The 14982-nt window shown below is 71.6% G+C and carries 11 protein-coding genes; 5 read left to right on the top strand and 6 right to left on the bottom strand.

Annotated elements, in window-relative coordinates; all coding sequences use genetic code 11:
* Window positions 1-11: 11 nt before the first annotated feature.
* Entirely contained in the window at window positions 12-518 is a 507-nt protein-coding gene (locus ACWCPW_RS35580) for a GNAT family N-acetyltransferase (protein ID WP_449765701.1), read from the bottom strand.
* 179 nt (window positions 519-697) lie between these two features.
* Between ACWCPW_RS35580 and ACWCPW_RS35575 the strand changes: the two genes are divergently transcribed.
* Window positions 698-1750, top strand: coding sequence for an LCP family protein (locus ACWCPW_RS35575; protein ID WP_449765700.1), 1053 nt, complete (start codon window positions 698-700; stop codon window positions 1748-1750).
* A gap of 4 nt (window positions 1751-1754) precedes the next feature.
* Here ACWCPW_RS35575 and ACWCPW_RS35570 read toward each other — a convergent pair whose 3' ends face one another.
* Window positions 1755-4745: a hypothetical protein gene (locus ACWCPW_RS35570; RefSeq protein ID WP_449765699.1), complete on the bottom strand. Its 2991-nt coding sequence runs from the start codon at window positions 4743-4745 to the stop codon at window positions 1755-1757.
* Between the two features lie 487 nt (window positions 4746-5232).
* On the opposite strand from ACWCPW_RS35570, the gene ACWCPW_RS35565 reads away from it, so the two are divergent.
* The 3 genes from ACWCPW_RS35565 to ACWCPW_RS35555 all read left to right on the top strand — a co-directional run bounded on the left by ACWCPW_RS35565 (window position 5233) and on the right by ACWCPW_RS35555 (window position 8200).
* Window positions 5233-6042: an SDR family NAD(P)-dependent oxidoreductase gene (locus tag ACWCPW_RS35565; RefSeq protein WP_449765698.1), complete on the top strand. Its 810-nt coding sequence runs from the start codon at window positions 5233-5235 to the stop codon at window positions 6040-6042.
* A 167-nt stretch (window positions 6043-6209) separates the two neighbouring features.
* Window positions 6210-7328, top strand: coding sequence for an LLM class flavin-dependent oxidoreductase (locus tag ACWCPW_RS35560; RefSeq protein WP_406298909.1), 1119 nt, complete (start codon window positions 6210-6212; stop codon window positions 7326-7328).
* A gap of 77 nt (window positions 7329-7405) precedes the next feature.
* On the top strand, window positions 7406-8200 hold the full coding sequence (locus tag ACWCPW_RS35555) for a hypothetical protein (RefSeq protein ID WP_395859796.1): 795 nt from the start codon (window positions 7406-7408) through the stop codon (window positions 8198-8200).
* Between the two features lie 116 nt (window positions 8201-8316).
* On the opposite strand, the gene ACWCPW_RS35550 is transcribed toward ACWCPW_RS35555, so the two are convergent.
* From ACWCPW_RS35550 to ACWCPW_RS35535, 4 genes are all read right to left on the bottom strand, one after another.
* Window positions 8317-9786 (bottom strand): amino acid permease, encoded by a 1470-nt coding sequence (locus ACWCPW_RS35550; protein WP_449765697.1) that lies wholly within the window; start codon window positions 9784-9786, stop codon window positions 8317-8319.
* A 451-nt stretch (window positions 9787-10237) separates the two neighbouring features.
* On the bottom strand, window positions 10238-12172 hold the full coding sequence (gene dxs, locus ACWCPW_RS35545; protein ID WP_449765788.1) for a 1-deoxy-D-xylulose-5-phosphate synthase: 1935 nt from the start codon (window positions 12170-12172) through the stop codon (window positions 10238-10240).
* A 136-nt stretch (window positions 12173-12308) separates the two neighbouring features.
* A complete protein-coding gene (locus ACWCPW_RS35540; RefSeq protein ID WP_449765787.1) occupies window positions 12309-13439 on the bottom strand; it encodes an ROK family transcriptional regulator in 1131 nt (376 codons plus the stop codon).
* A 426-nt stretch (window positions 13440-13865) separates the two neighbouring features.
* Window positions 13866-14333 (bottom strand): hypothetical protein, encoded by a 468-nt coding sequence (locus tag ACWCPW_RS35535; RefSeq protein WP_406298907.1) that lies wholly within the window; start codon window positions 14331-14333, stop codon window positions 13866-13868.
* Between the two features lie 156 nt (window positions 14334-14489).
* Between ACWCPW_RS35535 and ACWCPW_RS35530 the strand changes: the two genes are divergently transcribed.
* On the top strand, window positions 14490-14982 hold a 493-nt coding region (locus ACWCPW_RS35530), incomplete at its 3' end, for an asparaginase (RefSeq protein WP_449765696.1).

The following is a 14982-nucleotide window of genomic DNA, read 5'->3' as shown; positions in this document are numbered from 1 at the left end:
GGATCGCGGTCCTAGGGTCGCGACTCCGTGAGGGGCCGTCGCATGCACACCCGAGGCCACCGGTCCAGCCCCATGGCCGCCTCGTGTGCCCGGATCGCGGCCAGGCCCGGTGTCACCTCGCCCTGGTCGAGCACCCGGAATCCGATCCGCGCGTAATACGGCGCGTTCCACGGCACGTCCCGGAACGTGGTCAGGGTCGACGCGAGCCCGGTGTCCGCCTGCACCCGATCGATCAGTGCCCGCCCCAGCCCGCGCCGCGCCCCGTCGGGATGCACCGACACCTGCTCGATGTGCGCGGCGCCGTCCACGAGATCCCAGATCACGTAGGCCAGCGCCGGTTCGCCGACCACCAGACACCGGCCGGCGACCCGATACGCGTGCAACTCCTCGACGGAAGGCGGTTCGTCCGCCGCGATCTCCGGCATCCCCACCGCCGCGAAGCCCACCCCGGCCGCCACCTCGATCTCCCGAAGCCGCTCCAACTCGCTCGCCGAGACGGCCCGCATCACATCGTTCATGCCCGCCATTGTGCCGACGCCGCCACACCACCCGACCCGATCGGGGCGGTGCGGCCGTGCTCGGAGCCCAAGGCCCACCGACGGACCGCCCTCGACCACGTACCGAAGTCGATCTCGTCTTCGCACTGATTTTCGGATTCGACCGCCGTTGCCCACAGTCGTTCGACTAGCTTCTGCGCATGACGGATGCGCTGGGTGCGACGGACGAGTCGGCCGAGGTCAGCGGGACGGACGAGGAAGTCGAACCGGACCCGACACCCGAGCGCAAGCCTTGGTCACGCCGCCGCAAGGCAGTCGTGGGACTGGTCACGCTGCTCACCCTGTCACTGTTCGTGATCGGTGGCTGTACGGCCTGGCTGCTCTACTCGCTGAACTCCAACATCAAGCGCATCGACGGGGTCTTCGATCGGTCGAGCATCCCCGCCGCGGGGCCGCGGCCGGCGGCCGATCCCGCCGCCGGGCGGGCGCTGAACATCCTGCTCGTCGGGATGGACGCGGCGGCGGCCGGTGCCGATCCCGAGGCGCTGGAGGGCCGGCGCAGCGACACCATGATGCTCCTGCACCTGCCCGCCGGTCGGGCGTCGATCTCGGCGATCTCGCTGCCACGCGACTCGTGGGTGTCGATCCCCGGGCGCGGCGAGGCCAAGCTGAACGCGGCGTTCTCGTGGGGCGGGCCGGCGCTGCTCGTGGCCACCGTCGAGAACCTGACGGGGGTCCGCATCGACCACTACGCGGCGGTGGACTTCGGCGGCTTCAAGGGCATGGTCGACGCGCTCGGCGGGGTGACGGTGGACGCCGACAAGGGCGAGGCCAAGCTGGACGGCAACGAGGCGCTCAAGTTCGTGCGGCAGCGGTACGGGCTCGAACGGGGCGACCTCGACCGCGTCGCGCGCCAGCAGCAACTCCTGGGCGCGATCGCGGAGAAGGTCACCGCGGAGGGCGTACTCGCCAGCCCGCTGCGGACCGAGAACCTGCTGCAGTCGCTGACCAGGTCGCTGACCGTCGACGACGACCTGAACTTCAAGGCGCTGCTCGACCTGGCCACCGACCTCAAGGGCATCAGCGAGTCCGACCTGGCGTTCCGCACCGCGCCGGTCGCCGGATTCGGCGAACGCGGCGGTGGCCAGAGCGTGGTCCTGCTCGACGACAAACGCTGCAAGGAACTGTTCGCCGCGGTCCGCGCCGACATCCCGTGGCCGGAGCCGGCCCCCGGCGAACTGTGGCGGCCGTGAGCGCTCAGCGCAGTCGGTGCAGGGCCCGGCGGGCGGCCTTGGCCACGTCGGGGTCGGGGTGGGCGGCCTCGGCGAAGCGCAGCACGTCCTCGGCGCACGGGTGGCCCATCGTCGCGAGTTCGCCGAACACCACGTCGGCGCCCGGGCCCTGACTGCCGGTCACCTCGGTGAGCAGGCCCAGTACGGCGGCCTCGTGCCGGCCGAGCAGCGCCGCGGCGGCGTTGTCCGCGGTGAGCCAGGCCAGGGTGCGCAGCGTCGCGGGCGGCACGTCGCGGTCGTGGGTCAGGCGCCAGTTCCATACGTGCGGGGCGAGGGTGGGGTCGGCGGCGGCCTCGGCGAGGGCGCGTTCGACGGCGGCCTCGGGGAGGTTTGCGTCACCCACGTGGGCGAAGAGCATGAGCCGCTCGGTGGGGCCGGCCGCGCCCGCGACCGCGCACAGTTCGGACAGCGCGGCGTCGACCGGCCGGCACGCGATCCAGCTCGCGAACGTACGCGTGGCCACCGGCCGCGGCCACGCCCCCATCGCACCGAGCAGCCGGCCGCCCGACGCCGCGGTGTAGTCGTCGACGGTGGCGACCGGCAGCCCCTGCTCGCGGAACATCCGGTGCACGAGCGTGCCACCGAGGCCGGTCAACGTGATGCCCTCGGCGGTCCGCCGAACGATGCCGAGCGCCGCCAGCCGATCGGCGAGCAGGATCACACCGGCCCGAACCCGACCGAGCAACTCGGCGGACGTGCGATCCGCGATCGGGGGTGGGGTCGCGGGCACGGGCCCGGGCACGTGCGGGTCGGTCGCGGGTGCGCGCGGGTCGGTCGCGGGCGCAAGCGCAGGCGGGTCGGTCGCAGGCGCGTCGATCGCGGGCGCAGGCGGGTCGGTCGCAGGCGCGTCACTCGCGGGCGCAGGCGCGTCGATCGCGGGCGCGCGCGGGTCGGTCGCAGGCGCGTCGATCGCGGATGCGCACGACTCGGTCGCGGGCGCAAGCGCAGACGGGTCGGTCGCAGGCGAGGACGAGTCGCTCGCGGGCGCGGGCGCAGGCGCAGGCGTGCGCGAGTCGGTCGCCGGCGGATACCCGTCGGCCGCAGGTGCCCGCGAACTCGGGTCGGTCGCGCCCGCGCCCGCACCCGCACCACACAGCCGCCCCAGTTCCCGGACCAGGTCGGGCGCGTCCAGGATCCTGCCGAGCGCGAACGCCTCGTCGTCGGCCGGCGGCTCGGCGGGCAACGTGCGCACCACGTGGTCGAGGTCGCGGCGCACCGCCAGACCGACGAACAGCGACACCGGCAGCGGACCGCCGAGCTGGACCAGGCCGGTGAACAGCGACGCGGCGAGCCCCTCGGGGACGTCCCAGCGCCGCTCGTGGGCCTCGCCGAACGTCGCGTTGTCCTCGGCCACCACCACCATCGCGCGCGCCGCGAGCGCGATCAGCTCGCGGTCGCCGCCCTCGCGCCACACCCGCAGGCCGTCCGCGACGTGCACCGCGCCGTCGGCCAGGACCAGCAGGCCGGTGCCCAGGGCGAGCGTCCAACGCCGGTGCAGGGCGTGCTCGCCCCGCGCGGTACGGGGCGGGGCGGCGGCGGGGCGGGGCGGCTGCGCGCGGATGCCGAGTTCGGCCATGGCCCGGCGCGCGACCCCGTCCGCGAGTACCTCCTCGTGGGTGACCGGCAACGGCCCGTGCTCCGCCACGTACTCCGCGAGCGCGGCGGCCTGCGCGAGCAGCGGCGACATCCGCGCGGCCAGCGCGCACTCGGAGGTGGGTGGCACGTACAGCGGCGGCAGCGCGGGCTCGGTCGGACCGCCACCCGGGCCGGTGAGCGGCGCGGGCACACCCAGCTCCAGGAAGCGGGTGCGCAGCCCGTACAGCCCCAGCGGAGTCAGCCGCACCGCCATGAACGGCGCCCCACCGCCGACGAGCTCACGGATCTCCAGGACGCCGAACGCGCGCAGGTCGTCCATCTGATGAGCCAGCGTCAGACCGGTGAACAGCGCCGGATCGGCCACCGATGGCGACCGCGGCCGGCCGTCGGGCGTATACGAGAGCAGTTCGAACAGCCCGCCCATCGGCACCCATCGGCCCGCGTGGTCGTACAGCTCCCGCAACAACTCGCGGATCACGTCACCCCCGCGCAGCACGTGCCCGGCGCGGCGCACCGCCGGTCGCCCGGTGGCCTCGCCGACCGCGACGCCCTCCCACAGGCTCGACCACACGCCCAGTACGTCGCGGGGGCGACCGACCGCAAGCGCCCGGGCGAGCGCGCCGGCGGTCGCGACCGTACGGCCGACCTCGATCAGGCCCGCAGCGCACGCGATCGACCAGACGTGGTGCAACGGCTCCACGTCACGCGCGCTGCGGACGCCCGCGACCGGTTCGTCGATGCCCAGCAGCAGCGCGGCCTCGGCCGCGGGGGCCAGGCGCAGGACCCCGGTCGCGGTGACCGGCCGGCCGCGACCGACCCAGCGGGCGAGGGTGAGCGCGGCGGCGAACGAGGGCGCCGTCGACGCGGCCCGAGCCAGCTCGCGCTCGTCCGGCAACCGCACCGCCGGCAACGCCCTGCCTCGGCCCGGGCCGGTCGCATAGCCCGCCACGAACAACTTCTTCGCCGATCCCCAGCAGGTCGAATCGGCCATCCGGGCCGGGAGTTCGCCCTCGTGCCGATCCAACACCGCGAACATCGGGTCGAGCCGGTCGCTGTCCGGATGCAGGGGCCCGCGCTCGCGCAGGAACTCCAGAAACAGCCGTAACGCGGGCACGACGAGTCCGACGGTGTCGTCACGGGGCAGCGCGACGTGCGCGGGCACCAGGGTCTCCAGCAACGCGTTCAGGTCGCCGGCGCGCCAGCGGGTGTGGTCGTCGAGCCGCAGACAGGCCACCCGCAGGTCGAGCAGCGTGCCCAGGACGTCGATCATCCGCTCCGCGTCCCGGGCCGGTCGGCCCGCTCGCGCGAGCCACGTGCCGAAGTCGGCCACGATGCCGCAGGAATCGGGAGATAGCGCCACGTCGCAGAGCGTAGTGAGCGCCGCAGCCCCTTCGCATGGATTTCGGACAATCCATGCGAACCCCCAAATCGCCGGGAACACCCACCCCCGAACGGGGCCACCGAGCGCACCGTCACCCGCACCCGCACCCGCACCCGCACCCGCACCCGCACCACCCAACCCGACACCGCACCCGCATCCGCACGCACACGCACACAGGCAATCCGCTCGCACCCGGCGTCCGGATACTCCTCCCGCGCCCGCGCGCCCCGCACGCCACGCCGTTCCACGCCCGTCCCCGATCGGTGATGTCCGCCACTTTTACTGACAGAGCGTCAGATCTCCTGCGGACCTGCGTGGACACCGGCGCGTCGAGCCGGAAAAAGACAGCCGTCTCCCTTCAGGTGACGGGTCGTCAGGTGGCATGGTGACCCCAGCGCAGAGCACGCCCGCAACGGCGGCCCCGCGCCGAGGCGACAACGTACGCGATCCACAGTGAGGTGCCCTCGTGCTGCTCGACCCTTCCGCCGCCCTGCTCACCGATCGCGTCGCCGTGGTCACCGGTGCCGCCCGGGGAATCGGCGCGGCGACGGCCGTCGCGCTCGCCAGGTTCGGCGCCGACGTCGCCATCTGCGACCGCGAGCCTGTCGGCCTCCAGGAGACCGCGAAGGCGATCGAGGCCACCGGGCGCCGCGCGTTCGCGGCCGAACTCGACGTCCGCGACGGCGACGGCGTCGAGCACTTCCTCCGCGAGGCGCACACCACGCTCGGCCCGCTGGACATCCTCGTCAACAACGCCGGCGGCGGGTTCTGGTCGCCGTTCCTGGAGGTCCGCCCCAAGGGCCAGACCGCACTCGTCGACGAGAACTTCACCTCCGTCACGCACGTGATCCGGCACGGCACCCCACTCATGCGCGAGGGCGGCTCGATCGTCAACGTCACCAGCATCGAGGCGTTCCGCGCCGCGCCCGGCTTCGCGGTGTACGCCGCGATGAAGGCCGCGGTCGAGCAGCTCACCAAATCGCTCGCCCTCGAACTCTCGCACCGCCGCATCCGGGTCAACTGCGTCGCCCCCGACGCGATCCCCACCCCCGGCGACGCCGGCCTCGCGGAGACCTTCGAGACCGACGAGGGCGCCTACGACTACGCCGCCAAGGTCCCCCTCGGCCTCGGCACCCCCGACGACTGCGCCGCCCCGATCGTCTTCCTCGCCGGCGACCTGGCCCGCTTCGTCACCGGCACCACCCTGCACGTCGACGGCGGCACCATGGCCGCCTCCGGCTGGGTCCGCCGCCCGGACGGCACCTTCACCCCCTGACCCACCCGCGCCCGCCGGCCCGGACCCGGCCCGCACCCGCACCCGCCGACCCCGCTCGCGACCACCCCGAAGCGCCCGCGCGTACGCACCGCCCGTCAGACCGACCGCCCACCGGACCCGACCGACCATCCCGCCCGACCCGACCCGACCGCGGAATTGGGAGTGCAATGGAATTCGGCATCTTTCTTCAGGGCTACAACCCCTCGTTCCGGCGGGAGGGAAACCCCGACGCCGAACACGAAGCCCTGATGAACGACATGGACTTCGCGATCGCCGCCGACCGGGCCGGCTTCAAGTACGTCTGGCTGAGCGAGCACCACTTCCTCGACGAGTACTCGCACCTGTCCGCCAACGACGTCATGTGCGGCTACCTCGCGCACGCGACCGAGCGGATCCACATCGGCTCCGGCATCTTCAACCCGCTCCCCCAGGTCAACCACCCGGCCAAGGTCGCCGAACGGGTCACGATGCTCGACCACCTCACCAAGGGCCGCTTCGAGTTCGGCACCGGCCGCGGCGCCGGCAGCCACGAGATCCTCGGCTTCCTGCCCGGCATCGAGGACATGTCCGAGACGAAGGCGATCTGGGAGGACGTGATCCGCGAGTTCCCGAAGATGTTCCTCCAGGACACCTACGAGGGCTACGACGGCGCCTACTGGCAACTCCCGCCGCGCAAGATCCTGCCCAAGCCGTACGGCAAGTCGCACCCGGCCATGTGGTACGCCGCCGGCAGCCCGCCCTCGTACGCGATGGCCGCCCGAATGGGCCTGGGCGTACTGGGCTTTTCGATCGGCGACCCGGCGAGCGCCGAGAAGCTCGTGGCCGGCTACAAGCGCGAGATCGGCAACGCCGAACCGATCGCCGACTTCGTCAACGACAACGTACTCGCGGTCAGTACCGGCTTCGTCGCCGAGACCCGCGAACAGGCGGTCGCCAACGCGGTCGCGGCCCGGCCGATGTACCTGACCAGCAACGTCTTCCGCTACCACGACACGTTCCCGCACCCGGAGGGCATCCCGTACTGGCCCGAGTTGATGCCCGACCTGACTCCCGAACTGGTCGAGTTCGCCGCCGACGCCGGCGCGCTGATCTGCGGTGCGCCGGACGGTGTACTGGACGCGGTCAAGGCCTACGAGGCGGTCGGCGTGGACCAACTCGTCCTCGGCCTGGGCTGCGACAACCGCGAGAACACGCTCAAGACCATCGAGCTGTTCGGGAAGCACATCATTCCCAAGCTCGACACCGAGCCGGAACACCGCACCACCCGGTTCCGCCGGCAGGCCTGACCATCCCCACCCGGTCGGCGTCCCCGGCCGGGTCCGTCCCGCCCGACACGTGTCACCGCACGACCCGAAAGGCAGCCATGAGCTTCAAGGAATACCCGATCCGGGTGGGCAGCATGCTGTTCACCGCCGTGGACCCCGAGCGCGGCCACGAGGTGAGCTACAACCGCTGGTACGAGCGCGACCACTACTACGCGGGCTGCATGATCGGCCCCGGCATGCTCGCGGGCAGCCGCTGGGTGGCCACCGCCGACCTCAAGGCGTTGCGATTCCCGGCCGACACCGACGTCGTCCCGGCCATCGAGGCGGGCTCCTACGTCGCGATCTACTGGATCAACGACGGCCAGTTCGACGAGTGGAACGCGTGGGCGGTCGACCAGGTCAACTGGCTCTACGGCAACGACCGCGGCTTCCAGCACCGGATCCACGCGCACACCGGCATGTACCTGCACGACAGCCGCTGGTACCGCGACCAGGACCCGGTCCCGCTGGAACTCGCCCTGGACCGCAACTACCAGGGCCTGGTCTCGCTCGCCGTACAGCGCGCCGAGGGCACCACGCAGGAGGACCTGGAGGCATGGTTCACCGCGCAGTTGCCGGACTTCCTCAAGGGCTCGCCGATCGCGTCGGTGGCCGCGTGGACCGCCGTCCCGCTCAAGGACGACGCCCCCGCGTTCGTACCGCGCGACCCGAACGCGGCGACCCGCAGCATGCAGCTGTACTTCCTCGAGGGCGACCCGCGCGAGAGCTGGGACGCCTTCAAGGAGTGGGCCGAGCGGATCGACGCCTCGGGCATCGGCCGGGTCACCTACTGCGCCCCGTGGATCCCCACCGTGGTCGGAACCGACAAGTACACGGACGAGCTCTGGGGATGATCCCGACCGTCACATGAGACGTACGCGGGCCCGGATCGAAGGGCGAATTCGACCCGGGCCCGCGTACGTCACCGAAACAACCGTCGAGGAACGGCCGCGACCACAAGCCGCCACGGTCACCGCAGTCGGCTGTGCCGCTTCCCGTAGAAGAAGTAGACGGCGAAGCCGGCCACCATCCACACCACGAACCGCAGCCACGTCTCGCTGCTGAGGTTGATCATCAACCACAGCGTGGCCATCATCGACAGGATCGGCAGCCACGGCACGAACGGCACCCGGAACGCGCGCGGCAACTCGGGCCTGGTCCGGCGCAGGATCAGCACACTCGCCGCGACCACCAAGAACGCGAACAGCGTACCGATGTTGACCATGACGTCGATCTCGTGGATCGGGGTGAATCCGGCGATCGCCGCGACCACCACCGCGATCAGCATCGTGCTCACGTGCGGCGTGCCGTACTTGGGGTGCACCTTCGCGAACAGCGGCGGCAGCAGCCCGTCCCGGCTCATCGCGAAGAAGACCCGGCTCTGACCCATCATCAGGATCATGCACACGGTGGTCAGACCGGCCACCGCGCCGATGCTGATGATGGTCGCGATCCAGCCCTTGCCGACCGACCGGAACGCCTCCGCCAACGGCGCGGACGACGAGAGCATGTCGTAGCGCTGCATCCCGACCACCACCAGCGACACCGCGACGTACAGGATCGTGCAGATCAGCAACGAGCCGAGGATCCCGATCGGCATGTCGCGCTGCGGCTTTCGGGTCTCCTCGGCGGCGGTGGCGACCACGTCGAACCCGATGTACGCGAAGAACACCAGGGCCGCGCCGGAGAAGATCCCCATCACCCCGTAGATCTGCGGGTCGAACCCGAACAGAGTCTGCACGAGCGGCGCCTTGAGCCCGTCCTTGCCCGAGCCCGACGGCTGCGAGTCGGGCACGAAGGGGTTGTAGTTGCCGGTCTTGATGAAGAACAGGCCGGCGAAGATCACCAACAACACGATCGCGATCTTGATGGTGACCATGACGAGGTTGAACCGCGCCGAGAGCTTGACGCCGAACACCAGGATCGCCGCGACTCCCAGCACCAGCACCAGCGCCGGCAGGTTGACCGTCCCGCCGTCACCCGGCGCGGCCGTGATCGCCTGCGGCAGTTCGATGTCCGCCTGCGAGAGCAGCGAGGTCAGATAACCCGACCAGCCGATCGAGACCACCCCGACGCCGAGCGCGAGTTCGAGGATCAGGTCCCAGCCGATGATCCACGCGGGCAACTCGCCGAGCGTGGTGTACGAGAACGTGTACGCGGATCCCGCCACCGGGACCGTGGACGCGAATTCGGCGTAGCACAGCGCGGCGAGCCCACAGACGAACCCCGCCAGCACGAACGACAACGCGACGGCCGGGCCGGCGTAGTCCTTGGCGGCGGTACCGGTCAGCACGAAGATACCCGTGCCGACCACCACACCGACGCCGAAGACCATCAGGTCGAGTGCGGACAACTCCCGGCGCAGGCCGTGCCCTTCGGAGACATCGGTGTCCTGGATGGACTGCTCGATGTTCTTGGTGCGAAACAAAGCGTTGGCCATGGCAACACCTCCTGGTGGCGGAGACCGTTGCCATGATCGAGGGTTTCACTCCTGTTTTCGGGTGACCGTCCTTCGGCGCGTCAGGGTGATCTTCGAACTCGATCCCGACTCATCGAAGCGGAAACCGGCCCGAGACCGGCGCTCCTCGAAGCGCGGGAGTCCGCGAATCCGGGCACCGACGGGCGGGTTCGGCCCACGAACCGCAGGACCGGACGGACGGCCTGGGAAGGCCGGGCACCCCGCAGACCGGGAGCCGGGAGCCGGAAGGGCGGAAAGGCGGGGAGCCGGAAGGGCGGAAAGGCGGGGAGCGGGGAGCGGGGAGCGGGGAGCGGGGAGCGGGGAGCGGGGAGCGGGGAGCCGGGAAAAGCGAAACGGCCCCGGGGCCGGGAGCGGAAGCCATGGCTCCCACCCCCGACCCCGAGGCCGTCACGTCGCGCGCGCCGCCCTCGGGTCAGGCGGTCGTCTCGTGCTGCTCGGCATCGGCGTCCGCCGTCTTGGACGCGATCTCCTCGACCACCTGGCGCGAGATGTCCTGGGCGTTCAGCCCGATCCGGACCAGCACCTCCGGACGCTCCGCGTGGTCCAGGAACTCCTGCGGGATGCCGAAGTCGCGCAGCGGTACGTCCACCCGCGCGTCCCGCAGCGACTGCGCGATCATCGAACCGACGCCACCGGCACGGCCGTTGTCCTCGATCGTGACCACGAGCCGGTGCCGGGCCGCCAGCGGCGCGAGCCCGGCCGGGACCGGCTTGATCCAGCGCGGGTCGACCACCGTCGCGGCGATGCCCTGGTCGGCGAGCCGGTCGGCGACCTCGACCCCGATCTCGGCCATCTGCCCGACGGTCACGATCAGCACGTCGCCGCGCTCACCACCACCGTTGCGCTCGGGGCCGGTACGGCGCAGCACGTCCATCCCGTCGATCCGCCCGATCGCCTCGATGTCGGGACCCACCGCGCCCTTGCCGAACCGCACCACGGTCGGCGCGTCGTCGACCTCCATCGCCTCGCGCAGTTGGGCGCGCACCTGCGTCGCGTCCCGGGGTGCGGCGAGCCGCAGGCCCGGCACGACCTGGAGGATGGACATGTCCCACATGCCGTTGTGGCTGGCCCCGTCCGGCCCGGTCACACCGGCCCGGTCGAGCACGAAGGTCACGCCGCACTTGTGCAGCGCGACGTCCATCAGCACCTGGTCGAACGCCCGGTTGAGGAAGGTCGCGTACACCGCGACGACCGGGTGCAGGCCGCCGGTGGCCAGGCCCGCCGCCGAGGTCACCGCGTGCTGCTCGGCGATCCCGACGTCGAACACCCGGTCCGGGTGCTTGGCGGCGAACTTGTGCAGCCCGACCGGGATCAGCATCGCGGCGGTGATGCCGACGACGTCCTCGCGCTCGTCGGCGATGGCGACCATCTCGTCGGCGAACACCGACGTCCACGACGCGCCCGACTTCTTCACCGGCAGGCCGGTCTCGGGGTTGATCACCCCGACCGCGTGGAACTGGTCGGCCGCGTCGTTGACCGCGTGCGCGTAGCCCTTGCCCTTCTGGGTGATCGCGTGCACGATCACCGGTCCGCCGAAGCCCCGGGCCCGGCGCAGCGCGTTCTCCACGGCCTCGACGTCGTGCCCGTCGATCGGGCCCACGTACTTCAGGCCGAGGTCCTCGAACAGCCCCTGCGGCGCGACCGCGTCCTTGAGACCCTTCTTGGCGCCGTGCAGCATGTCGTAGACGGGGCCGCCGACCACCGGCGTGCGGCCGAGTACGCCCTTGCCCCACTCCAGGAAGCGCTCGTAGCCGCGCGTGGTGCGCAGCGTCGCGAGGTGGTCGGCGAGGCCGCCCTGGGTCGGACCGTACGAGCGCTCGTTGTCGTTGACCACGATGATCACCGGGCGGTCCTTGGCCGCCGCGATGTTGTTCAGTGCCTCCCAGGCCATACCGCCGGTCAGCGCGCCGTCACCGATCACCGCGACCACGTGCCGATCGGTCTGCCCGCGCACCTGGTACGCCTTGGCGAGGCCGTCGGCCCAGGAGAGCACCGTCGAGGCGTGCGAGTTCTCGATCACGTCGTGCTCGGACTCGGCACGACTGGGGTAGCCGGACAGGCCGCCGGCCTGGCGGAGCCCGCCGAAACCGTCCTTGCGGCCGGTCACGATCTTGTGCACGTAGCTCTGGTGGCCGGTGTCGAACAGGATCTTGTCGCGCGGCGACTCGAACACCCGGTGCATCGCGATCGTCAGCTCGACCACACCGAGGTTGGGACCCAGGTGACCACCGGTCTTGGAGACGGACTCCACCAGGAAGGTGCGGATCTCGTCCGCGAGCTGCGCGAGCTGCTCGGGCGAGAGGGCCTTGAGATCACGGGGTCCTCGAATGCTGTCCAGCAGGGCCACCCGTTCCTCCTTCGTCAGATCCGTCACCGCCCCCACGGGTCTGCGTGCAGGAGAGGCGTCCATCGAGTCTAGACGCGGCGGTGCACCCGGATGGTTCGCATCGGGGTACCGCGATGGGCCATCCGTGCGGAACGGCTCACATCGACACGCCGGCGATCTGCGCCTCGGGTGTGCGTTCGACGGCGAAGGGAGACATCTCGCTCATCACCATCGCCATCGCGCCGAGCACCTCGGCGCGCTCGCCGAGCGACCCGGTGACCACGGACAGTCGGCGTGAGGCGCTGGGAATGGCGTACCGCCCGACCGACTCGACGATCGGCGCGATCAACAGGTCGCCGGCTCCGGCGAGGTCCCCGCCGAGGACGATCCGTTGCGGATTGAGCAGGTTCGTCAGGCTCGCCACGCCCACTCCCACGTGCCTGCCGGCGTCCGCGACCACCCGCCGGCAGCCGGCGTCGCCGTCCTTGGCGAGCTCGATCATGCGCTGGATGGTCAGGTCGGTGCCGTGACTGCCGCGGAGCAGGTCGAGCAGGTAGGAGGCGTTGGTGAAGGTCTCCAGGCAGCCCCGGTTGCCGCACCGGCACACCGGTCCGGACTCGTCCAGCGTTATGTGACCGATCTCGCCCGCGGTGCCGCCCGGGCCCCGGTACAGCCGGCCGCCGATCACCAGGCCCGCGCCGACACCGCCGGACACCTTGAGGTAGGCCATCTCGGTACAACCCACGCCCGCGCCCCACACGAGTTCGCCCAGCGCGCCGAGGTTGGCGTCGTTGTCGACCAGGACCGGCAGGCCCAGGCGTGCCTGCATCGCCTCGCGCGGGTGGCAGCCCACCCAGCCCGGCAGGATCGTGGTCGAGCCGAGCGCGCCGGTGTCGATGTCGATCGGGCCGGGCACGCCGAGCCCGACACCGGTGACCTCGCCCCGGACCGCGCCTGCGCGCTCCAGCAGCACGCCGAGCAGGCGGTCCGCGAGCGCGAAGCCCTCGTCGGCGGAGGAGTCGACATCGATCGGCACGTGCTCCTCGGCGAGCACGCGGTGCGCGAAGTCACCGATCGCCACGCGCAGGTGACGGTGGCCGAAATCGATGCCGACGACGACGCCCGACGCCCGACTGAGCGAGACGTTGCGGGCCCGCCGGCCGCCGGAGGACGTGGGGGTCACCTCGACCATGTCGAGGGCCTTCAACTCCCGTACGATGTTCGACACCGTCGCAGCGGACAGCCCGGTGCTCCTGGCGATCTCGGCCTGGGTGAGCGCACCCGCCATGCGCACCGCGTGCAGGACCCGATCGAGGTTGGCCCGGTGCAGCGAGGACTGGGACCCGGACGAGTGCGACCCCGGCGGCTGGGCCTCCTGGAAGCGGGCCCCCGTCATGCCGTCGGACATCTGCGATCCCCTCGCCCCGGTGCATCGAACGCACTTCATGTGTGCAAGTCCTGAACTCTATTGCGCCCTTCGTTCGGGTAGAAGAGTCAAACCTGAACGCAGGCGTCACGATCGGGCCTCTATTCACAGCTCCGCACACGGTGAACGCATGGAACGTTACAAACACCCCTTTCGCGCCGGCGCCCGGTGTCCGGTGTCCCGTGCACGTCGGGCGTCGGGCGTCGGGCAACGGGCGTCGGGCGTCGGGCGCCGCCGGACCCGCCCACTCGCTCGCTCACCCGCTCCGCGACGCGGAACGCGGCGCGGTCACAGCCGAGGTTCCCAACGTTCGCCCGCGAGGGCCTCCTCGACCAGCCGGACCGCCCGCTCGGTGGCCGCCGCCCGCGAGCCCTCGTACTCGTACATGCGCAGCGCCGCCTCCATCGCGGCCACGGGCACCCTGCCCGCGAGTTCGACGCGCGCCGTGCCGTAGCCGTGCCGGGCGGCGGCGAGCGCGGCGGCGACGTGCTGGCGGGCCATCCGGGCCAGGATCAACGGGTATTTGCGCAGCACGTCGTGGCTTCGATAGCCGGGCGGGCACAGGTCGTACAGCCAGGCGACCGCCGTGTGCTCCCAGCCCGGTACACCGGGTGGCCGAACGCCTCGCGGCCAACCCGCCGGCGCGATCCCGTCCCTCCCGCGGGGCTTGGATTCGGCCCCGTTCCCGGCCTCGGCACGCCTGAAGCGCCCCGGCTGCTCCCAAGCCGGGGTGTCGCGATCGCCATTGCCGTACATATGTTCGATTATGCGCGGTGGTTGGCCGAGAATGCACGTGTGGATCATGGAGGGGGACATCCCGTACCCGCGTTCGACCTCCGGGTCGTCGTGGCCGCCCCGCTCCACCCCCGCTCCGCCCCCGTTCGACTCTCGTACGACCCTCCAGGAGGACCCGTGATCCAGGCCGACCGCTCCGGCGACGAGGCCGCATTCGCCCACATACCGCTGGTCGGCGTGTGGCGGAACGGCTTCCTGGAATCGATCCACCACGGCAGCGCCGTACTCACCGGCACCGACGGCTCGGTGGTCGAGGGACACGGCGCCGTGAACGCGCCGATGTTCCCCCGCTCGACCAACAAGCCGTTCCAGGGCCTGGCGATGGCGCGCAACGGGCTCGACCTGGACGGCGAGCTGCTCGCGCTCGCCTGCGCGAGCCACTCCGGCGAGACGTTCCATCTGGAGGGCACCCGACGGATCCTGGCCCGGGCGGGCCTGCCGGAGAGCGCGCTGCGGTGCGTGGCGGACCTGCCCCTGGGTACGGCGCAGCGCGACGCGTGGCTGGCGGCCGGCAAGGGCCCGGAGCGGATCGCGATGAACTGCTCGGGCAAGCACGCCGCGATGCTGCTCACCTGCGTGCGCAACGGCTGGTCGACCGAGGACTACCTGG

It is taken from the genome of Embleya sp. NPDC001921, from assembly GCF_053594475.1.
The sequence above is the reverse complement of the archived record's forward strand: the minus strand, read 5'-3'. Positions and strand labels throughout refer to the sequence as shown.